Below are 20,313 nucleotides of genomic sequence, written 5' to 3'. Positions count from 1 at the left end.
GGGTCGGCCAGAGCCGGCTTCCCCGCTGCTCGTGGAGGTGCAGCCGACCGCGCCCGGCGGCGCATCGCACATCCCGGGGGCGGGTGAGGGTGAGCGGAGTACGCGTCGTTCACGCCGTGCTGGACGCCGGAGGCCACGACCACCCGTCCCCCGGCCACGGGTGTTCGCCGAGGGTGGGGTGGGCCGGGGTGAGTTCGTACAGCAGGCGTTGTGGTCCCTGGTAGTAGGCGGTGAGCAGCGGGGGTGCCGCGGCCAGTTCGGCGGCCAGGGCGTCGAGTGCGGCGGGCAGCTCGACGTCCGTGGTGGCGACCGCGACGCAGGCGCAGTCGGCCAGTTCGGCGGCCAGCGGCTGGATCGCCCCGGTGAACAGGCCGGCGATCGGGTGCGGGACCACCTCCTCGCGTACCGCGTCCATGACGAGGGCGGCGATGCTGTGGAGGTGGGGGAAGCGGGCGGCGGTGGCGATCATCGCCTGGTGCACCAAGCCGGCGTCGGGGCCGGGGCGGGCCACCACGCGCAGGTGCCGGGGCGTCAGCGGGAGCCAGGTCCAGTCGATGGTGCCGGCGTCGGCCACCACCACGTCGTCGCGATCGTCGGTCAGCGCTCGTAGGGCCGGGGCGTCGGCGCGGCCGCACAGCAGGAGCGTCGCCGCGGGCAGCATACGATCGGCGGCGGGCGAGGGGGGCGGTGCGGGCGCGAGCCGTGGCCGCATCGCCTGTCCGACGCCTGCAACATCCGCCACCCCCACCCAGCCCCTCGCCGCCTGTCCTCGCCCCTCGCCGTAGCCCTGGTTCTGGCCGTAGCCGTAGCCCTGGCCCTCGCCGTGGTGCTGGTTCTGGTCGTGGCCCTGGTTCTGGCCATACCCGTGCCCGGGGCCGGGGCTGGGGTTCTGGTCCTGGTCCTGGCCCTGCGCGGGCAGGAGGTCGGCACCGGCTTGCGGCAGCGCGACAGGTTCGGCGAGGGCGGCGGGTTCCGCGGCTTCGTCACGGCGGGCGGGCTCTGCGGGTTCGTCGCTCTCTGCGGGGTGGGCCCGATGGACGAGCATGGCAGGGCCGCCATGTGCGACCCCATTTGGCGTGGGTGCGGAGCCGTTCGACTCGCGTGCGGGGCCGTTCGAGGCGGGCGGCGGGCCGTTCGAGGCGGATGTGGGGGCGTTCGGGGTGAGGGTGGGGCGGGGTGGTTGCCAGGGGCCGTTGTCGGCCAGGGGGGAGGCGGCGGTGGCGGCGGGGGTGATGGCGCGGACCAGCGCGACCGCATCCTCGCGGGCCCCGCACTCCAGGAAGACCTCCGCGCCGCGGGCGGACAGCGCCGTCACGGCCTGACGGAAGTGGACGGTGACGACCATCGCGTTGGCGGTGACGGCGACGGGGTCGTCGTCCGACGTGAGCAGGCGTCCCAGGGTCGGGGAGAACACCTGCCAGCGTGCCGCAGCCGTCTTGACGTCCGGCAGGCGGTGTCTCAGGTCGGTGGCCGCGGCGGCGACCGCGGGCGTGTGGCTGGGGTGCGGGACCTGGAGTTCGGTGCTCGTCCAGCCCAGGTGCTCAGCGATCCGGGCCGCCAGCGGCATCAGCTCACGCGGCCCCGACAGCACGCACCGCTGCGGCGTGTCGTCGCAGCCGACCACGAGGTGGGGATGGTCGAGCAGGGCGACCAGGTGCCGGCCCTGCACGGCCGAGACGTCGAGGGACATCATCGTCCCCTGCCAGTTCAGGCCGGTCAGTGCGCGGCTGCGTTCGCAGGCCAGGCGCGCGCCGTCGCCTACGCTCAGGACTCCGGCGGCGACCAGGGCCCACAGTTCGCCGAGGCCGTGGCCCACGAGCGCGTACGGCTGGAGCCCTTCCCGTACGAGGGTGTCGAAGGTGGCTAACGACACCGCCATCAAGGCCAGGTAGTGGCTTTCTGGGCCGGGCGGGCGGGGGGCGTCCGGGGTGAGGAGGTAGGCGCCGATCGAGGAGGAGCCGTACTCGGCGGCGACGGCGTCGATCTCCGGCAGGAGCTCCGAAACGGCCGGCGTGCGGGCGTCCAGGGACGCCAGCACGCCGGCGGAGGGAATGGCTACGCTGCCCGGGAAAACCGCGACGACTTTGCTGCGCATGTAGTCCCTTCCTGGAGGCGGGGCTTTTGCGGCACACGGGAAAGGACCGGCGAGGGTTACGGCTGTGGCGAGCCGCTGGTTGCGTCACCGGCCCGTTCGGCCGAACGACTGATACCGCTCGCACACGATAAGTAGTCGTATCATCGCGACACGTCACCCTATCGGTGGAGAAACTCGCCTATAGCCGTCCTCACCTCTTGCAGGACCGAGGCCGGAGTGTGCACTCAACGCCAGGCACGAGCCGCCGACGCCGACCGACCTCGACGGGGACGCCAGGATGGCCCTGGGGACGTTCGCCCGACGGTTCCGTGACGAGACGGGGCGGCGGCTGATCAGGCAGCGGGCGGCCAGGGGCACGCGAAGTGCTGGAGCCCGCAGAAGCCGAGCATCGAGCGTACGGCTTTACGACGGCCGGGCTCCCGCGGCAGCTACCCGCACGCCGCGACCGGCGTTCCGCGGAGGGCGCGGCTCCGCACCCTTCGGGTCGCACCCCTTCCCGCGTCATCACTCAAAGTGATTGGTTAGTCACATATAGCTGCAAGGAACCTGAGGAGCCCGTCCGTCCCGGTGATACGAACGGGTGGGGTCAGAGCGGCCCGGGGGGTGCGCGATGGGATTCTGCCCGGAAGAGGTCGCCGGCTCGATCGGCGGCGGCCACGGGGACGAGGGACGAGCCGGGCCGGCCGCCGGCCGTGGGGTGCTGCACGGCGCGTTCGCGGTGCTGGAGGAGCTGGCGCGGGTGGAGGAGGCGGGGCTGACGCAGCTCGCCGTGGCCACCGGCCTGCCCAAGGCGACCGCCCACCGGTTGTTGTGCCGGCTCACCGACCTCGGTGTGGTGCACCGCGAGGACGGCGGCCGCTACCGGATCGGGACGCGCATGTTCCGCTGGGGTCAGCGGTGGTCGCCCGCGCAGGTGCTGAGTACGGCCGCCGTACGACCGCTGCGGCGACTGGCCGCCGCCGGGTGCAGCGTGACCATCGCGGTCAGGGACGGTGACGACGTCATCGTCGTGGCGGGGATCGGCGATCCGGCCGTGGACGAGGTGTTCCGGATGCGTCCGGGGGTGGTGCTGCCGGCGGCCAGCGCCGCCGAGGTCGTGCTGGCGGTGGGGAATCCGGCGTCGGCCCTCCGTCCGGATCCCGGGTGGAGCCTGCCGCAGGGGCATTCCCGGGCCGAGTGGGCGCGGCGGGTCGGCGACGCCCGGGACCGGCGGGTCGCCTTCGACTTCGAGGCCGCCCTGCCACCCCTGGGGTGCGTGGCCGCCCCCGTACGGGCGCCGACGGGAGCCGTGGTGGCCGCGGCGGCCGTCGTGGTGGTCGGCACGAACCGGCTGCCCTTGCTGGCGGACGCCGTACGGGAGACCGCGGCGTGCATCAGCGCCAACCTGGCCCGCGTACCGGGAGCCGGCCGCTCCCTGAGCCTCCTGGCCGCCCCGGAAGGCCCACCCCGCGACCGATAGCCCCAACCGCGCCGCGGACCCTCGCCAGCCAGACCGTGAACCGCCAGCCCCTCCCTGGACACCCACCGGCCAGACCACGGCCCCGGCCGGCCCCAAACGCTCAACCGATCCGGACCATGCGCCCGATCGGCCAGCCTTCGGAGGCCCGCTGGCCGAACCAAGAGCCGCGCCCCGAGCCATAGGGCCACGGGGCTCGTGCGGGCGGCGGGCCGTGACCGGCAGCGGTCGCAGCTGGTCACGGCCCGGCGGCCCGGCTATGCGTCGAAGTCGATGACCAGCCGGCCCAACCGGGCACGGAGCGGGACGCTGTCCGCGTGGACGAGCCGCTCGGCCACCGGGATCCGCTGCCGCCCACCACTCGTAGCCACCCCGGGCGACCCGTCGATGCCCGCCGTCCCGCCACGGGTGCCGTCGATGGCCACTGTCTCGTCGGCCGTTCCCGGGTCGGTGCGGTAGCGTTCCCGGTCTTCCACCAGGAGGCGGTACTGCCAGATGATGTCCAGCCCCACCGGCGGGATCACCCCGGACCACTGGAACCCGGTCCGAGTCGCGGCGCAGGTCAGCTCGGCCCTGATGGGTGTGTCCGTCCAGTCGAGGTCTTCGATGCTCGTGAAGGGCCGCCGCTGGACGGTCGCGGTGACGCGGTGGCTCGCCGCGACCGCGGGCAATCCCGCACCGGCCTGGGCGCCGAGCTCGGTGGCGGCGGCGGGCCCGGCGAGGGTGACGCGCAGCCCCCCGCCGGACACCTCCTCGACCGTCAACGTACGGCCCGGCACGAGCTGCGCGAACTCCGCCCGCACCACGGACGACAGCTCCAGCCCCGGCAGGGCGTGCGGCTGGTAGCGGGCCAGGGCCAGGCGCAGGTACGGGAAGTAGGCCGACTCCCGCCCCGCCGCGCCCAGATCGACGTCGACGTCGGCGAACCACAACCCCTTGGCCGCGTCGTACGACGGCTGGTACGCCGCGACCGCCGCGACCAGCTCGCGCCCCTCCCCCGACTCGGCCAGCCGGAGTCCGGCGGGCGCGGCCACGGGTCCGGGGAAGTTCGCGGGAGCCGGCGGGGGCAGCACGGTCGTGTCCGACCAGACGGGATCGGCGCCCCACCGGGTCGCCAGGTGACCGGGCAGCGGGTCGCCCCCGGGCGGGTCGAGGACGACCGCCAGCAACTCGTCGTCGCCGGAGGAGAACCACGGCCGGTCGAGGTAGACCCGCACACCGGCCCCGTCGCGTACCGTCACGAACCGCTTGTCGCGGCGGTCCTCCCGCCGGTTCCACCGGAAGGTGGGCAGCAGGTACGAGGGCTTCGGCGGCTCCGGACGCCTGCTCGCGGGCACCGGCCAGCCCCGGCCCGCCGGCCCGGCGCTCGGCTCGCCGGCGCTGGTGACGAGTGCGGGATCGGCGGTGATCGACGGGTGGAAGTACTCGCGGAACCGGGTGGTGGCGGTCGGCCGGTAGACGACGTTGCGGTGCAGCGTGTCGCCGAAGTCGTGGCGGACGGGGGTCGCCGCGTGCGGCAGGCGTACCTCGTCGCGGTCGGAGTAGGAGAGCTCGACGCGGCCGACGTGGGCGTGCTCCTTGATCCGGCGGGGGGCCGGTTCGGTGGGGTCGTCGAGCCAGCGCGTCCAGGTGGCGTCGATGTCGACGTGGCCGGTGCTGCGGGGGTGCGACCGCAGCGTTCCGCGCAGGTCGGCGAAGGTCTGTTCGGGCTCGCGTACGAAGCTCGTCCCGCCGAGCGCGGGCGGCGACAGCGGACGTTCGACGGCGTGCACGAGACGGAGTTCCGTGTACGGGGTGAGCAGCCAGTTCAGCCCGGCGACGGTCTCGTCTGCGATCAGCTCCCGCTCGGCGTCGGTCAGGCCGCGCCAGAAGTCCGAGACGAGCAGGCGCTGCCAGACGGGCAGCAGGGCGAGGTCGGCCGCGGTGAGCCGGCAACTGAGCCGCACGGTGGCCATCTCGGCCTTGGGCAGGTAGACGGTGAGCCGCCGGGGGACGTCCCGCCATCGCGGCGGCTCGTCGCCCTCCTCGATCCGCAGCGTGAACGGCGCCGCGTCCGGCCAGGTGTCGTGGAAGTCGTCGTAGAACGGGACGGGGTGGATCGGCGCCGCGCCCGGCAGGCCATACAGCGTGACGCCCCTGGCCAGGACATCGGGCAGGTAGGGAAGGATCAGCTCGGCGGCGGTGTGCACGACGAACTCGCCCTGCTTCAGCCCGGCGCCGCGCGTCACGGGCAGCGGGGTGACCGGCTCGGGGTCGGAGGCGTCGTGCTTGGCGACCGCGATCTCGCCGAAGAACAGCAGGTCGCGGGTGCGGCTCGGGTCGCCGGCGTAGCTGACCACGGTGTCGAGGAACGTGCCGGCCTCGCGCGCGGCGGCCGTGAAGAACCGCCTGCGCACCTCCTGCGGCCGGTCGCCGCCGACGGCGTCGTCGAACCGGCCGTGCCGCTCGGCCATCTGCAGCGACGTCTTGGGCGGGGCGACGAACCGCTCGTCGTAGTAGAGATACCGGCGGCTCAGCCCGTCGGTGGCGGGCGGGTGGTCGGTGTGGCCGGGGACGTCCTGGCGGTCGAGTGCCCACTCCCAGGCGGGCACGTCCCGGCCGGCGGCCGTGACGGTGCTGCGGATGACCATGCACTGGCTGGACTCGCCCTCGTTGAACGGCTTGCGCTCGACGATCGCGGGCGGCGGCACCGGCTCCCACCGCGAGTACGTGATCGCCCGCGACAGCGCGGACCCGGGCGCCTCCGCCGCCGGTTCCGGGGCGTTGCCCGCCAGGTCCACGACGCGGGCCCGCAGCCGGTAGGTGCGCCCGTACCGGAGCGCCGGCAGTGAGCCGGGCACCGGCGTGAACTTGGTGTCGAGCGGGAAGTTCGCGTCCACCTCCGGATCGGCGACGACCGGCCGGCCGAACCTGTCGAGCGTGCGGCCGGGCAGCGGGGCGGCCAGGCTCCAGGTGATGAAGAGCCGCTGGGCGAGGTAGGCGGGGTGTTCCGGGCGCTGCGGGTCGAACGTCCGCTCGGTCACCTTCACCAGGTCCGCGCGGTGCCCGAAAGGGCACAGATAGCCCGAGTAGAGCACCCGTACGTGGTGGTCGCGGCCCATGGCCGTCCGGTGCCGCCACTGGCTGACGTTCGTGATCGCCGGGCGGGGGTCCCAGCTTCCGAGGGCATCGAGCCAGCCGCCCAGGGCGGACAGGATCAGATGCCCGACCTCGACGGGCGCCGGCACGTACGGGCGGTGCCCCGGCTCGGTGACCAGCCCGCGGTCGCTGGTGAGGTGGACGATCGCGGCCCGGTCGGCGGGGGTCAGCGACGTGGTCAGCGGGTCGGGCGGCGGCTCGACCGGCGTGTCGCCGGGGAAGTCCCTGGTCCACACGGCCCTGGCCCGCGTGTCGCGCACCCGTGTGTGCCACAGCTCCACCCGGCCCGAGTCGTCGGCGGGCGCCGTGCGGTGGGTCCAGCGCACGTCCGGCGGCGGCGACAGCAGCAGCCGGTACGGCAGCTCGATCGCGGTCCTCGGATCCCCGGCGGGGTCGCGCAGCGGGTCGGCCGGGCCCTCGTCGCCCACGGTGCGCAGCGGCAGCCGTCCCATGGCCGCCAGCAGGCCCTCGGCGGTGTACGGGATCTCGTCGCCGGGCCCCACGACGAAGACCAGCGTGGTGCGTCCGCTGATCCGGGAGACGACGGGCGGCGCCGGATGGGGCTGCACCGGGACGGGGTCGGGCAGCCCGGCCCCCGCGGACTCGAAGAACGCCTGCTCGATCACGTGCTGAGCGGGGAACGTGACGACGATCAGCCCCTCGCGTTCCGGCACGGCGCGGACCAGGATCCGGCCGGCCGCCGGGCGCTTGAACGACAGGCCGGGAAAACCGAAGCGCAGATCCGCCAGGTCCGTGGCGCGGACCAGGCGGACCCGCTCCGGCTCCTCCTCGGGACCGGTCAAAGCTTCACCACCCTTTCCCGCTCAGCCGACGAACGGGGACGCGAAGGCGAACTGCTCCCGGCGGACCAGGTCGGTGACCTGGATGGAGCCCAGGGCGCGGTCGAACCACGCCGGGCGCCATCACCACCGCCCCCGCCACCGCCGCCGCGACGAGAGCCCGTGACAGGGCCCTCGCGGATCTGTCGTTCATGCTGCTCGTCCTTCCGTGGAACGGCCTGATCGCCTCCGGAGCGAGCGTCGCCGTCGGTGAGCGATCACTTACGTTGCGTCCATGCTGTTGGCGTGACGGGGGACGGGCAACGTTCGGTCCACTCAGTGGACCGGCCGCCCGGCCGCCTGCGGCGGGCCGGCGGGCGCCCGCGCTGACCTGGCGACTCGCTTCCGGGACCGCATGTTCCTGCCGCATGGAACAGCCGGAGAAGGCGTGACCGGCCTCCTCGACGTCCGGCGGATCTACGTCGAGCCCGAGGCGGCCGCCCTGCCGCGCGGGCGCGAGGTCCTCGCCCGGTTCCCCGCCGCCGAGATCGTCGAGGTCGAGAGCCACCACCGCATCCCCGAGCTGTACGGCGACGAGGCGAACGTGGCCCGCTGGGTGCGCATCAAGACCGAGGCGCTCAAGTACGTCAACCGCGACCTGCTCGGCTGGGACCCTCGCGGGCACACGCGCGTGCGCTTCAGCCTCATGCCCGCCGCCGGGTACGAGGTCCACGTCAACCTGGGCTGGCACCCGAAGGCGGAGGAGGTGCCGTGGCGGCCGGAGCTGCAGTGGGCCAAGCGGTGGGAGACGGGCGGCTGGAGCGTCCGCTACCGCAACGGCCACAAGGGCCGCTGTGTCGCCGCCCTCACCGGCCTGCTCGCCGCCAGGCTCCCCTACTGCCGGGTCCGCTACGCCTTCTGACGCCGGGCCGGTGAACCGCGCGGCTCACCGGGAGCCGGTCAGGGGCTGGTGATGACGCCGCGAGGAGCCAGGTCGAACCTTCCCTTGACGATGACGTTGTCGCCCACCTTGAGCCCGTCCCCGACGCAGCGGGGGTTGACGGTCGCGATGCGCACGTGGTCGCGGTCCTCCAGGAGGATCGCGCCGCTGAGGTTGTCGTAGGTGGCGTCGGCCTGCCCGGTGGCGGTCAGGACGCAGCCGTCGCTGCTCTCCACGCCCACGCTGACACCGGACACCCGGCCCGCGACCTTGCCGGTGCCGGGGTCGAACGCCGTCGCGTCGAACTTCAGCGGCAGGACGTCGGCCGTGACGTCCAGGGTGGCGCCCAGCGGGCCCGCGCAGGTGGCGCCCACGGGGGCGAAGGAGATGCCGGTGATGGAGATGACCCCCTCACCGGGCAGGCCCGTGCCGCGGCGGGCGCTGACCTTGGCCTCGACGGTCTTGCAGGTCATGAACCAGCCGCTCTGGACGACCATGGCCGTGATCTCGCCGGTCCCGGTCGCGATGCCGCTCATCGGGACGGTCCAGGTGGGCGCCTGGGCCTGGGCCTCGAACCCGACCGCGGCCGAGCTCAGGGTCATGGTCATCGCGAGGCCGGCGACGACGGCCGCGAAGGCGGTTCTGGGGGGCGTGAAGTGCTGGAACACCTTGGTCATGCGGGGCTCCCGAGAACCTTTCGACGAGGGCTGGACTGCCCCTGCGAGATGATCATGCGGCGCCGGGACCCGTCAATGGATGCACGAAGATTGGCCACTTCTGGCCAATTACGCCCCTTTTTGCACACCTTTACTCACCCAAGGTAATGCGAAAAGTTCTCACCTTTAATGGGGTCCCCAGGCGCTACCTCCCGAAAGGCCGACATAAGGCCAGATAAGGTGCAGACCGAAACCAGCGAAAGGCAGCCGAAACCGGTATTCGGTCTTTACTGACCCCTTGACTTACCGACCGTTTCTGCCGATCCTTGCGGCCAAGTACAAGATCACCCAGCACAGGGAGCCCGATGGCCGGACCTGAGGAATGGCGAAGGGCACGGCCTCTGGTTCGCCAGGCCCGTGACCAGCTCTGGGCGCGGTTCCGCGACGACCCCAACGTCGTGGGCATCGGCTTCGGCCCTCCGACGCGCGGCGGCGAGGTGCAGGACACGCCCTCGTGCATCGTCCACGTCATCAGGAAGACGCCCGCGAACCAGCTCGCGCCCAGCCGCGTCCTGCCGAGGAGCCTCGACATCGCGGGCTCGACCGTCGAGACCGACGTGGTGGAGTCCGGCTACTTCTACGCCTACGCCTTCAACGCCCGGGAACGCCCGGCGATGGGCGGCATCAGCGTCGGCCATCCAAAGATCACCGCCGGCACCCTCGGCTGCCTGGTCAAGGACCTGCGCGACGGCGACAAGGTCGCCATCCTGTCCAACAACCACGTGCTGGCGGCGGAGAACGACGCGCTGGCCGGCGACCCGATCTACCAGCCGGGCCCGTACGACATGCCGATCTCGCCGAACAACAGGATCGCCACCCTCACCCGGTTCGAGACCCTGCGCTTCGACGGCTCCTACAACCGCATCGACGCGGCGATCGCGCAGCTCGACGACAACTGCGTCGTCTTCGACGACATGAAGGGCGACATGACCAGGCCCACGGTCGCCCAGCCCGCGGTCGGCCTGCTGTTCGGCGGGAGCAAGGTCCGCACGATCCTCAACCCGATCAACGACGTGGCCTCCCGGCTCGGCATCGAGATGATCCACGGCCCGGCCGCCCGGTCCGTGCTGACGGAGGAGGACGTCCGGCCCGACGGCGCGGCGGTCCAGAAGACCGGCCGGACGACCGAGTACACCACCGGACGCGTCACGGCCATCGACTCGGTCGCCTCGGTCAGGTACGGCGTCGGCGTGGCCACCTTCGACGGGCAGATCATCACCACCCCCATGAGCCAGGGAGGCGACTCGGGGTCGGTGGTGTGCCGGGGCGGCTCCGGCGGCACGTTCTTCTCCTTCGTCTGCCCCTTCCTGGCCACCGCCGAGGACCTGACCGGCGTGCCGTTCACCCAGGAATGGATGTCGATCTCCTACGCCCGCGACAAGTACCTCGCCACCACGCTGGTCGGCCGCTGGCTGATCGAGGCCCTCTACCTGAACGAGCGGACCGCCATGGTCCGCTCCGGCGAGGTCAAGCCGCAGGTGCCCGACAGCGACCGGGCCTTCGCCCAGGCCCTGTACTCCCAGCACGGCGGCGACATGAAGCTCGTCCTGATGAACCCCGACCGCGACGACATCCGGGTCAGCGAGCAGTTCCTGCACGACGCCGAGGAGTCCCTGGCCAGGGCCCGCAAGTTCATGCTGCCCGACGAGGCCGCCGCGGCCGAGCAGACGATCGCGCTGGTACGCGAGCGCGGCGTCGTCGGCATGACCGGCCGGCAGCTGATCAACCTGCTGGACGACCCCAACCTGCTGGAGAAGCTCAAGCAGATCGCCGCCGGCACGGGATCGCTGCTGGACCCCGATGGCTAGCGGGGCGGGTGTGTCAGGGAACATCGAGATCGGCCGCTGGCTCACCCACGAACCCGCCGCCGACCTGCTGACCGGCCTGGACGCCGTCCTGGACGACGCCGTGCGGTCGCACGACCCGCACCTGGCCCGCGCCGCCGCACACCTGGTGGGCGGCGGCGGCAAGCGGGTCCGGCCCGCCCTGCTCTTCCTGGCCGCCGCGTTCGGGCCCGGCGCCGCCCGGGAGGACCTGCTGCGCGTGGCCGCCGCCGTCGAGCTGCTGCACGTCGCCTCGCTCTACCACGACGACGTCATGGACCGCGCCGAGACCCGGCGGGGGGCGCCCACGGTCAACGTCCTGCGCGGCGACGCCGAGGCGGTCACCTCGGGGACGTTCGCGTTCGCGCGGGCCATCCGGCTGCTCACCGAGGTGGACGAGGTGGTCACCGCCTGGGCCGGCCGATCGATGCTCGCCCTGGCGCTGGGCCAGATGCAGGAGGCGGAGAACACCTACAACCTCGACCACCGCCTCGACTCCTACGCCGAGATCGCGGCGCGCAAGACCGCCGCCCTGTTCGAGCTCTCCTGCCGCGCCGGGGCCCACCTCGCGGGCGCGGCCCCCCAGGACGTGGACGCGCTCGGCCACTACGGCAGGGCGCTCGGCCTGGCCTTCCAGGCCGCCGACGACACCCTCGACGTCATCGCGCCGCAGTCGGCCCTCGGCAAGCGGCCCGGCACCGACCTGCGCGAAGGCGTGTACGGCCTGCCCGTCCTGATCTCCCTGCACCAGAGCGGCCCGGACAGCGACCGGCTGCGGGAACTGCTGCGCCGCGACGACCTCGGCCCGGCCGAGCAGGAGGAGGCGTGCGCCAGGATCGCCTCCTCGGGCGGGATCAACGGCGCGTCCGCCATCGCCCACGACTACGCGCACCAGGCCGTGACCCACCTCGCCGGTCTCCCCGCCGGCGACCCGAAGGACTCGCTGGCGCGCCTGGCCCGCTACGTCGTCATGCGGCCGTACTGACGACATGTGCCCGTACTAAGGAGCCGAGTCCATGGATCGACCACCCCACAGCCCCAGCCGGCGGGGCTTCATCAGGACGGCCGGCATCGCGCTCGGCGGCGGGAGCACGATGCTGGGCGTGACGGGCGCGACCGCGGGGGCGGCGGGCGCGACCGGGAGCGGCACGATGAGCCAGGCCCGTCAGGCGGCCTTCTCGGCCCTGGCCGAGACGATGGCCGGGCTGCGCACCGCCGGCGACCCCCGGGCGGCCGGCCGCCGGATCAAGGAGTGGTACGCCGCGGCGGACGCCGCCGGGCGGGTGGAGATCGACGCCGCCCTCGACGCGGTGCTCGACCTGCCCGGGGACTTCTCCTCGCTGGGCGCCCGCGACCGGCTCGCCCTCCTCGCCGAACAGCTCGCCGGCCCGCAGGAGAGCCGGATCACCGCCGCCATCGGGCTGGCCGTCGCCGGTCTCAGCGAGGCGGCCGGCAGCGGTCCCGGCAACGCCGCGATGGCCGGCCGCCTGTACGCCAGGACGATCCGCGCGCTGCCCGCCCAGTCCGCCGCCCGCCAGGAGCAGGAGACCCGCTCCGGCGGGGGCGCCGCCGTCTGCCCCGCCCCCAAGGGCTGAGGCGTGGACGGGACCGGGAACGGCACGGAGTGGGACGCGGTCGTCGTCGGGGCGGGCCCGGCCGGCGCCGCCGCGGCCTTCCATCTCGCCCGGCGGGGACGGCGGGTCGTGCTGCTGGAACGTACGGCCTTCCCCCGCGACAAGAGTTGCGGCGACGCCGTCAACAGGGCGGGGGTCGAGCTGCTGCGGGAGATGGACGTGCTCGGCGACCTGCCGGGCGCCTTCGGCATCGGCGGCCTCGAGGTCTCCATGGGCCCGGCCGGTGAACGCAGCACCAGGGCGTTCCGGTACGGCAGGGAGGACCCGTCCGGCGGCCGGTACGGGATCGTCGTCCCCCGGTCGCTGCTCGACGACGTGCTGGTGCGCAGGGCGGTGGAGGCGGGCGCCGTCTTCCGGTCCCGCGTGCACGTGCGCGGCCTGGTCAGCGAGGACGGCGTGGTGCGCGGCGTCGAGGCCGTGACCGCCGGGGGCCGGGAGACCGTCCGGGGGCGGGTGGTGGTGGCGGCCGACGGCAGCACCTCGAAGCTGGCCCGCCAGTCCGGGCTGGTGGAGACCGCCCGGGGCCGGCTGGGGTACGCGATGCGCACGTACTTCTCCGGGGCGCCCGTCCTGGAGGACATGCTGAGCTTCCACATGCCGCTCGACAACCCCGCCACCCATTCCCGGCTGCCGGCGTACGGGTGGATCATCCCGCTCGGCCCGGGCCGCGCCAACGTCGGGGCGGGGGTGGCGGAGAAGCATCCGGGGGTCCGGCTCGACGACCTGTTCGACCGCTTCGTGGCCGAGCTGCGGGCCACCGTCCCGTGGTTCGCCGACGCGCGGCAGGAGGGCCCGCCGAAGGGCGCGCCCCTGTTCTTCGGCTTCACGCCCGCCCGGTCGTGGAGCCCCGGCCTGGTGCTGGCCGGGGACGCGGCGGGCATGGTCAACCCGGGCACCGGCGAGGGCATCAGCTTCGCCCTGGAGTCCGGCAAGATCGCCGCCGAGGTGGTCGACGCGCGCCTGTCGCGCGGCCCGGCCGAGGACCTGTCGGAGTACGCGGCCACGCTCACCCGCCGGTTCAGCGGCCACCTGGAGAGCGGGCGGCACGCCGTCAACCGGCACCGGCTGGCCTGGCGGGTGCTGGAGGACACCTTCGACTCCGACCGGCCGGTGTTCGCGCTGGCCCGGCGGGCCATGCTGGCGCCCGACCACACCGCCGGGTTCGAGACCACGGCGCCCGGCGCGCTCGACGACATCCGCCACTGCCTCGACCCGGGGCTGCGGCTGGCCGCGCCGCTGGTGGAGGTCGGGGAGATCCTCGCCGACACCGTGCGCAAGGACTGGCCGTTCCTGGACCGGCTGCCCGCCCTGCTGTCGGAGGAGTACCTCATGGCGCCGCGACCGGCGCTGCTCGTCCTGCTGGCCGCGGCGGCGTACGGGCGGGACCGGCCGCCGGTCGCGCTCGCCGCGGCCACCGACCTGGCCGCGCTGGCCGCGATCGCCCAGGCCAGCGTGGACGTCACCCCGCCCGGCGGGACGCGCGCCCCCCGCCAGAACTGGGGCACCATGTTCGCCGTCCTCACCACCGACCTCTTCCTGGCGCGGGCGCTCGAACTGTGCGCCACCCAGGACGTCCGGCTCACCGCGCGGCTCGCCCGCGCCATCGAGGACGCCAGCCACGGCCGCATGGCCGAACTCGTCGCCGCCCGCGCCGCCGGGCCCCCGGACCCGCGCGCCTGGCTGGCGCTCTCGGCCGCGTCGGGCACGGCGGCGTTGTGCGCCGCGGCCTGCGACATCGGGGCGGCCACCGCCGGAGCCCCCGGCGCGGCGGGCGAGGCCCTGAGCGGGTACGGCCGCGCGATCGGAGCGGCGGCCCAGCTCGCCGACGACCTGCGGCGGCTGTCCGGCGGCCTCGACCGGCTCGGCCGTGACGCCCTGGCCGATCTCGACGACCACGACGCGGGGCTGTCGAGCGTGCCCTTCCGGCTGGCGCTGGCCGAGCTGGGCGGCGAGATCCGCCTTGAGGGCTCCTCCCGGCCGGAACGCGCCGCCGAGCTGACCGCCCTGGTCGGGCGGACGACCGCGCTCAAGCAGACGGCCGTCTGGATCCGCGAGCTCTGCCGGACGGCCCAGCGGAGCCTGCCTGGCGTGCCCGAGGGCCCCGCCCGGACCTCCCTCCACGCCATCGCCGACCACCTGCTCCGCACCGCCCGGCCTGACCTGGGGGCCCGTTCATGAACCGTCCTGCCCGCCCGTGGCTGTCCGCCGTCCTGTCGTTACTCCTGCTGGCGACCCTCCTGTCCGCGCCCCCGGCCACCGCGGGCGCCACGGTCGCGGCGGGAGCGCTCGCCGCCGCGAGCGCGGCCCCGGACGCGCCGCAGCCCGGCCAGTTCTACCCCGTGCGCGGGCGCGTGGCCGGCGCGCTCGACATCGCGGCCGGAGCCACCGCCACGGTGAAGGTGGCCGGCGTGGTGGGCGTGCCCGCGACCGGCGTGGCCTCCGTGGCGCTCAGCGTGGCCGCCAAGGGCACCGGCGGCGCCGGCTCGCTGGTCACCTACCCCTCCGGCGCGGCCGAGCCCGCGGTGACCGCGCTCACCTACCGCTCGGACCTGTACGTCCACAACCTGCTCACCGTCAAGACGGGCACGGACGGCAACGTCAAGATCGCCAACAAGGGCGCGGTCACCGTACGGCTCTACGCCGACGTCTACGGTTACACCCTCACCGCGGCCGGCGCGGCGGCGGGCAGCGTCTTCGTCGCGGTGTCGCCCGACAGGGTCGCCGACACCACGATCGCGGCCAACGGCTCCCTTACCGTCTACCCCTTGCGCGAGGCGGGGATCGCCCGCGGCACGATCTCCCACGTCGCCCTCATCGTGTCGGCCGCGGGCGGCTCGACCACGGGCAAGCTCACGGTGTTCCCGACGGGCACGGCCAAACCCGCCGAGGTCAACCTCGACTACGGCACCGCCGCCGAGCTGCGCAACTACGTGATCTCCGGGCTCGGCGCCGACGGCTCGGTCACCATCAGCAACACCGGTTCTGGCGTGGCCAAGGTCATGGTGGACCTCGCGGGCTACTTCGTCGCGCCCAGCGCCACGGCGGCCGGCGCCACGTTGCGGCCCGTGCAGCCGGCCAGGATCGCGGCCAACGTCGCGATCAACGCCGGGGCCGCGTACACGCTCGCGCCGCTCGGGAAGGGCGGCGTCCCCGCCTCCGGCGTGTGGTCGGTGGGCCTGTCCCTCACGGTCAAGGGGGCCGACGCCTCCTGCTGCAACGCGCTGCAGATCTACGCCTCCGGCGAGGCGAACGCCGGCGGGGTCGCGGCCTGGTACGAGAAGGGCGTGACCGGCACCGCGTTCGTCGCGGCCAAGCTCGGCGCGGACGGCAAGGTGATCGTCTACAACAACAGCACGACCAAGGCCACCGTCCAGATCGACGTCTTCGCCTACTTCACCGGCCCCGGCAAGCCCGGCGCGCCCACGGCGGTCACCGGGGTGGCCAGGCACCAGGCGGTACGGGTGTCGTGGCAGCCGCCCGCCTCCGACGGCGGCACCCCGATCACCGGCTACACCGTGACCGTCACGCCCGGCGGCAGGACCGTCACGACCGCGGGGGCCACGACCGCCAACGTGACGGGCCTGTCCAACGGCACGGCCTACACCTTCACGGTCACCGCGGCCAACGCCGTCGGCACCGGCCCGGTGTCGGCGGTGTCGGCGGCCGTCACCCCGGTCCAGGGCAAGCTGCCCGGCGCGCCGATCAAGATCGTCACCGCGCCGGAGTTCGGATCCGTGCACGTCACCTGGCAGCCCCCCACCGACGACGGCGGGGCGGACATCACCGAGTACAAGGTCGTCACCTCGCCCGGCGGCGAGACGGCCAAGGCGTGGTGGGGCGAGACCGAGGTCACCGTCAAGGGGCTGACCGACGGCCAGCTCTACACCTTCGCCGTCACCGCCACCAACGCCATCGGCGCCGGACCGTCCTCGGCGCCCTCGCCGGTGACCGCCCCGGCGGCGCCCACCTCGCCGGGCGCGCCGCTCATCACCGACCTGCTGCCGCGCGACGGCGCGGTCCGCGTCACCTGGAGCCCGCCCGACGCCGGCACCGGGGAGATCACCTCGTACGTGGTCACCGCCAGTCCGGGCGGGAAGAGCGTCACCACGGGGCCCGACGAGTACGAGGCCGTGGTGACCGGGCTGACGAACGGCTCACCGTACGCGTTCACCGTGACCGCGATCAACGTCATCGGGAGCACGTCCTCGCGAGCCTCGCCGCTGATCGCGCCCGAGCCCGCGTCCGTGCCGTTCCTGCCGGCCGCGCTGCTGGCCGTCCCCCTGGACGGGCGGATCGACGCGCAGTGGGTGGCCCCCCAGGACGGCGGCTCCCCCATCACCGGCTACACGGTGACGCTCGACCCCGGCGGGCGCACCCTCGACGTCGCCGCCGGCACGACGGTGGCCTCGCTCACCGGCCTGACCAACGGCACCTCCTACACCGTGCGGGTCGTCGCCAGGAACGCGGCGGGGACGAGCGAGGCGGCCCAGCAGGCGGGCGTCGTCCCGCAGGCGGCCCGCGTCCCGGGAGCTCCCGCGGAGGCGCAGGCCGCCGCCACCGGCGCCGGGACCGTGGCCCTGACCTGGACGGCCCCCGCCGACGTCGGCACCGCCCCGGTCACCGGCTACACCGTCACGGCCGACCCCGGCGGCAGGACGGTGACGTCCACCGGCACCACCGCGACGATGACCGGCCTCGACCCGGCCCTGTCCTACAGCTTCACGGTCAAGGCGGCCAACAGCCACGGGAGCGGCGCGCCGAGCGCCCGCACCCCCGCGATCGTGCCCAAGGTGACGGTCCAGAGCCCCCCGGTCGTGCTCTCGGACGCCTCCCTCGACACCCTGCGCACCTCGGCCGCGGACGGCACCCTGTCGTTCGAGCAGCCTCCGGCCCAGGTGACCGGTCTGGCCGCGAACACGATCGTGGTCGTCCTGCCGACGGCCAAGGTCCCCGACGGGCTGTTCAGGAAGGTCGTCTCCACGGGCCCGCAGAACGGGCTGTTCCGGGTGGCCACCAAACCCGCGACGGCGGGCGAGGCGCTGGCCGACGGCGCCGTGGCCGTCAGCGCCGGCATGGACGCCGGCGACCTGGCCAGGCTCCAGCAGGACGCGCCGGGGGTCAGGCTGCGCGGGCCGACGATCAAGGGCAAGACCCTGGCCGAGGGCGCGGCGCAGGCCAAGGTGTCGGTCAAGGGCGTCTCGGCCGGCATCAGGAACGGCAGCCTCGTGGTCGAGATCGCGGTCGGCACCGATCCGCGTTCCAACCCTCAGGGCAAGGGCGGCCGGTTCGAGGCCACCTTCGTCATGACGCCGCACATGGACCTCAAGCTCTGGATGACGCAGGGCAAGGTGTACTTCGACACCTACCTGAGCCTGGCCTACGGCGCCGACACGCGGGTCCGGCTGGGCAACGGCGCCGACGCCGACTACTTCAAGCGGCTGCCCGCGATCAGCCTCGGCCGCAAGGTCGTGTGGGCCGGGCCGGTCCCCGTGGTCATGAATCCCACCTTCAACATCTCCACCAGCCTCCAGAGCCACATCAGCGGGGAGGTCTCGGCGGGGTTGAAGTACGCCAGGCAGGTGGGCGCCCACATCATGCGGGACGGCACCGGTGTGCACGCCGAGCCCATCGACAGGTCGCCGGCGAGCAACGGCGGCTCGATCACCATCACCGGGAACGCCAACGCCAAGATCGCGTTGCTCGCGGAGTTCACCCTGATCTTCTACGAGGGCGGCGGGCCCGGCGTCGGCGTCGGGCCCACCGTGGAGTGGAAGGCGGACACGACCAAGAACCCCTGGTGGGAGGAGTGGCTGGGGATCCGGGTGGACGCGTACCTGCGCGCGAGCACGTGGCTGGGCGGCGGGGAGACCCGCTTCGACCGGCTCGTCGACCAGTCCTGGAAGACCCGCGACGCCGGCGGCGGGTTCGCCGGGATCGCCGTGGACCCGCCCCGCGCGGACGTCGAGGTCGGCAAGCCGGTCTACTTCAAGGTCACGTTCTTCGGCCTGCCCACCGCGCCGGTCACCTGGAAGGTCACCGCCGGGCCTGGCACCATCGACGCGGCCGGCAAGTACGTCGCCGACCGGCCCGGCGTCGCCGAGATCACCGCCACGACCTCCGGCCGTACGGTGTCGGCGCTGGTGTTCGCGCAGTGCTGGCTGGAGGCGTCCCCGCCGGCGCTCGGCATGCTGGGGCCGCCGCTCAACGTGGCGGCCACGGCCGGGGCGAGCTCCGCGACCGTCACGTGGGACCCGCCCCGGGTGCTCGGCGGCCTGCCCGTCCGCCGGTACGCGCTGATCACCTCTCCGCCCAGCCGGACCACGTACGTGCCGGCGGACCGGACGAGCGCCGTCGTCCAGGGGTTGCGGGCGGGGCAGGCGTACAACGTGATCGTGTACGCCATCACCGACGTCGCGATGAGCCCGCCGTCGTCGCCCGGCGGCGCCGTCACGCCGACGAACTGACCACCGGCGCGCGGCCGGACCCGTCCCGGCCGCGCGCCTCGCGGACGAAGGCCAGGGCCACGGCCCCCGCCACGGGCCCGGCGGCCAGGGTGGCGAACGCGGCGGAGAAGGAGCCGCTCGCCTGGTAGACCGCGCCCACGACGACCGGCACGGTGACGCTGCCCAGTTGCGCCACCGCGTTCGTCGCGCCCGCCGCCGAACCGGCCAGCGCCGTCCCCGACAGGCCGGGCACCATGGCGATCAGCAACGGCGAGTACAGGTACGCCCCCAGCCCCGCGAACCCGGCCGTCACCAGGAACGCCGTCTCGGTCTCCATGCCGCCGAACAGCAGCAGGCAGCCCGCGAAGGCCACCAGCACGGCGACGGCGGGACGTTTGCGCCCCCGTCCGGCCAGGTCGGTGGCCAGGCCGATGACCGGTTTGCCCACGGCGCCCGCCGCCGCGAACACCACGACGACCGTGCCCGCCGCGACCGGGTCGAGCCCGTGGCCCTTCACCATGAGGGTGTTGGACCAGGTCACGAAGCCGTACGTGCCCCACAGCCCGCCGAAGCCGGCCAAGCCGATCAGCAGCAGGTCGCGGTCGCGGACCAGGCCGCGCGGCGACGGGCGCGCCGCCGGCGGCTCACGCCGGTCGCGCAGCAGCGCCAGGCACACCAGCGCGAGCCCCATCGACACGATCCCGAACAGGTGGTACGAGGCCCGCCAGTCGTACCACTGGATGAGCCGGGGCACGAGCACGTTGGCGATCATCGTGCCGAGCGAGGAGGCCATGGTGAACACGCCCATCGCCAGCCCGCGTTCCCGCTCGCCGAACCAGGACGCGACGAGCTTGACGCCCGCCGCGAAGTCGGCCCCCGCGCAGAGCCCGATCAGCGCCTGCACCGCGATCCCGGCCCCGGCGGACGGCACCGACCCGAACACGATCATGAAGCCGCCCGCCGTGAACAACGACGCCGACAACACGACCCGGCTGCCGATCCGGTCGCCGAGCAGCCCGCCGCCGATGTTGGACAGCACGTAACCGACGTAGTAGGCCGTCGCGAACGCCCCGAGCCCGGCCAGCGACACCCCCAGCGCCTCCCCCGCCTGCAACGACGCGGGCCCCCAGGTGGACCGGTCGACGGAGGTCATGGTGAGCGAGGCCCAGCAGAGCAGCAGCACGACCCACCGCCGCAGGGACCGGCTCCCGGCCGGAGGTGACGCTGTGTGGTCGCTCACATCTCGTCACGCTACAGCGCTTGTGACTCTCTGTACTTGTCATATGACA

General features: G+C 73.9%; 11 protein-coding genes. 7 read left to right on the top strand and 4 right to left on the bottom strand.

What is annotated here, in order from left to right:
• Nucleotides 1-109 precede the first annotated feature (109 nt).
• Nucleotides 110-2,095 carry an acyltransferase domain-containing protein gene (locus tag ACIHAD_RS20975; protein WP_397356187.1) on the bottom strand — a complete coding sequence of 662 codons (1,986 nt, stop codon included), beginning with the start codon at nucleotides 2,093-2,095 and terminating at the stop codon, nucleotides 110-112.
• A gap of 610 nt (nucleotides 2,096-2,705) precedes the next feature.
• Between ACIHAD_RS20975 and ACIHAD_RS20970 the strand changes: the two genes are divergently transcribed.
• Entirely contained in the window at nucleotides 2,706-3,554 is an 849-nt protein-coding gene (locus ACIHAD_RS20970; protein WP_397356186.1) for an IclR family transcriptional regulator, read from the top strand.
• A 254-nt stretch (nucleotides 3,555-3,808) separates the two neighbouring features.
• Here the strand turns inward: ACIHAD_RS20970 and ACIHAD_RS20965 are convergent, their stop codons facing one another.
• Nucleotides 3,809-7,492: a hypothetical protein gene (locus tag ACIHAD_RS20965; RefSeq protein WP_397356185.1), complete on the bottom strand. Its 3,684-nt coding sequence runs from the start codon at nucleotides 7,490-7,492 to the stop codon at nucleotides 3,809-3,811.
• Nucleotides 7,493-7,916: 424 nt separating this feature from the next.
• On the opposite strand from ACIHAD_RS20965, the gene ACIHAD_RS20960 reads away from it, so the two are divergent.
• A complete protein-coding gene (locus ACIHAD_RS20960) occupies nucleotides 7,917-8,390 on the top strand; it encodes a hypothetical protein (RefSeq protein WP_397356184.1) in 474 nt (157 codons plus the stop codon).
• A gap of 38 nt (nucleotides 8,391-8,428) precedes the next feature.
• Here the strand turns inward: ACIHAD_RS20960 and ACIHAD_RS20955 are convergent, their stop codons facing one another.
• Nucleotides 8,429-9,085, bottom strand: coding sequence for a hypothetical protein (locus tag ACIHAD_RS20955; protein ID WP_397356183.1), 657 nt, complete (start codon nucleotides 9,083-9,085; stop codon nucleotides 8,429-8,431).
• A 344-nt stretch (nucleotides 9,086-9,429) separates the two neighbouring features.
• Between ACIHAD_RS20955 and ACIHAD_RS20950 the strand changes: the two genes are divergently transcribed.
• Genes ACIHAD_RS20950 through ACIHAD_RS20930 form a run of 5 tightly spaced genes read left to right on the top strand, consistent with a single transcriptional unit; the run spans nucleotide 9,430 to nucleotide 19,045 of the window.
• Nucleotides 9,430-10,932, top strand: coding sequence for a hypothetical protein (locus ACIHAD_RS20950; RefSeq protein WP_397356182.1), 1,503 nt, complete (start codon nucleotides 9,430-9,432; stop codon nucleotides 10,930-10,932).
• 10 nt (nucleotides 10,933-10,942) lie between these two features.
• Nucleotides 10,943-11,932 carry a polyprenyl synthetase family protein gene (locus ACIHAD_RS20945; protein ID WP_397356181.1) on the top strand — a complete coding sequence of 330 codons (990 nt, stop codon included), beginning with the start codon at nucleotides 10,943-10,945 and terminating at the stop codon, nucleotides 11,930-11,932.
• Nucleotides 11,933-11,963: 31 nt separating this feature from the next.
• On the top strand, nucleotides 11,964-12,542 hold the full coding sequence (locus tag ACIHAD_RS20940; protein WP_397356180.1) for a hypothetical protein: 579 nt from the start codon (nucleotides 11,964-11,966) through the stop codon (nucleotides 12,540-12,542).
• A 3-nt stretch (nucleotides 12,543-12,545) separates the two neighbouring features.
• Nucleotides 12,546-14,759 carry a geranylgeranyl reductase family protein gene (locus tag ACIHAD_RS20935; RefSeq protein ID WP_397356179.1) on the top strand — a complete coding sequence of 738 codons (2,214 nt, stop codon included), beginning with the start codon at nucleotides 12,546-12,548 and terminating at the stop codon, nucleotides 14,757-14,759.
• On the top strand, nucleotides 14,756-19,045 hold the full coding sequence (locus ACIHAD_RS20930; RefSeq protein WP_397356178.1) for a fibronectin type III domain-containing protein: 4,290 nt from the start codon (nucleotides 14,756-14,758) through the stop codon (nucleotides 19,043-19,045). The genes ACIHAD_RS20935 and ACIHAD_RS20930 overlap by 4 nt, the downstream gene beginning before the upstream one ends.
• Here ACIHAD_RS20930 and ACIHAD_RS20925 read toward each other — a convergent pair.
• Nucleotides 19,029-20,264: an MFS transporter gene (locus ACIHAD_RS20925; RefSeq protein ID WP_397356177.1), complete on the bottom strand. Its 1,236-nt coding sequence runs from the start codon at nucleotides 20,262-20,264 to the stop codon at nucleotides 19,029-19,031. The genes ACIHAD_RS20930 and ACIHAD_RS20925 overlap by 17 nt on opposite strands.
• Between the last annotated feature and the right edge of the window lie 49 nt (nucleotides 20,265-20,313).

It is taken from the genome of Nonomuraea sp. NPDC052265, from assembly GCF_044547985.1.
Classification (GTDB): domain Bacteria; phylum Actinomycetota; class Actinomycetes; order Streptosporangiales; family Streptosporangiaceae; genus Nonomuraea.
This window is presented reverse-complemented; position numbering and strand designations above follow the sequence as displayed.

What these genes read in the sequence shown, in the direction of transcription:
- ACIHAD_RS20950 (WP_397356182.1), top strand. Translation starts at nt 9,430, where the DNA reads ATGGCCGGACCTGAGGAATGGCGAAGGGCACGGCCTCTGGTTCGCCAG.
- ACIHAD_RS20930 (WP_397356178.1), top strand. Translation starts at nt 14,756, where the DNA reads ATGAACCGTCCTGCCCGCCCGTGGCTGTCCGCCGTCCTGTCGTTACTC.
- ACIHAD_RS20975 (WP_397356187.1), bottom strand. Translation starts at nt 2,095, where the DNA reads ATGCGCAGCAAAGTCGTCGCGGTTTTCCCGGGCAGCGTAGCCATTCCC.
- ACIHAD_RS20955 (WP_397356183.1), bottom strand. Translation starts at nt 9,085, where the DNA reads ATGACCAAGGTGTTCCAGCACTTCACGCCCCCCAGAACCGCCTTCGCG.
- ACIHAD_RS20940 (WP_397356180.1), top strand. Translation starts at nt 11,964, where the DNA reads ATGGATCGACCACCCCACAGCCCCAGCCGGCGGGGCTTCATCAGGACG.
- ACIHAD_RS20970 (WP_397356186.1), top strand. Translation starts at nt 2,706, where the DNA reads ATGGGATTCTGCCCGGAAGAGGTCGCCGGCTCGATCGGCGGCGGCCAC.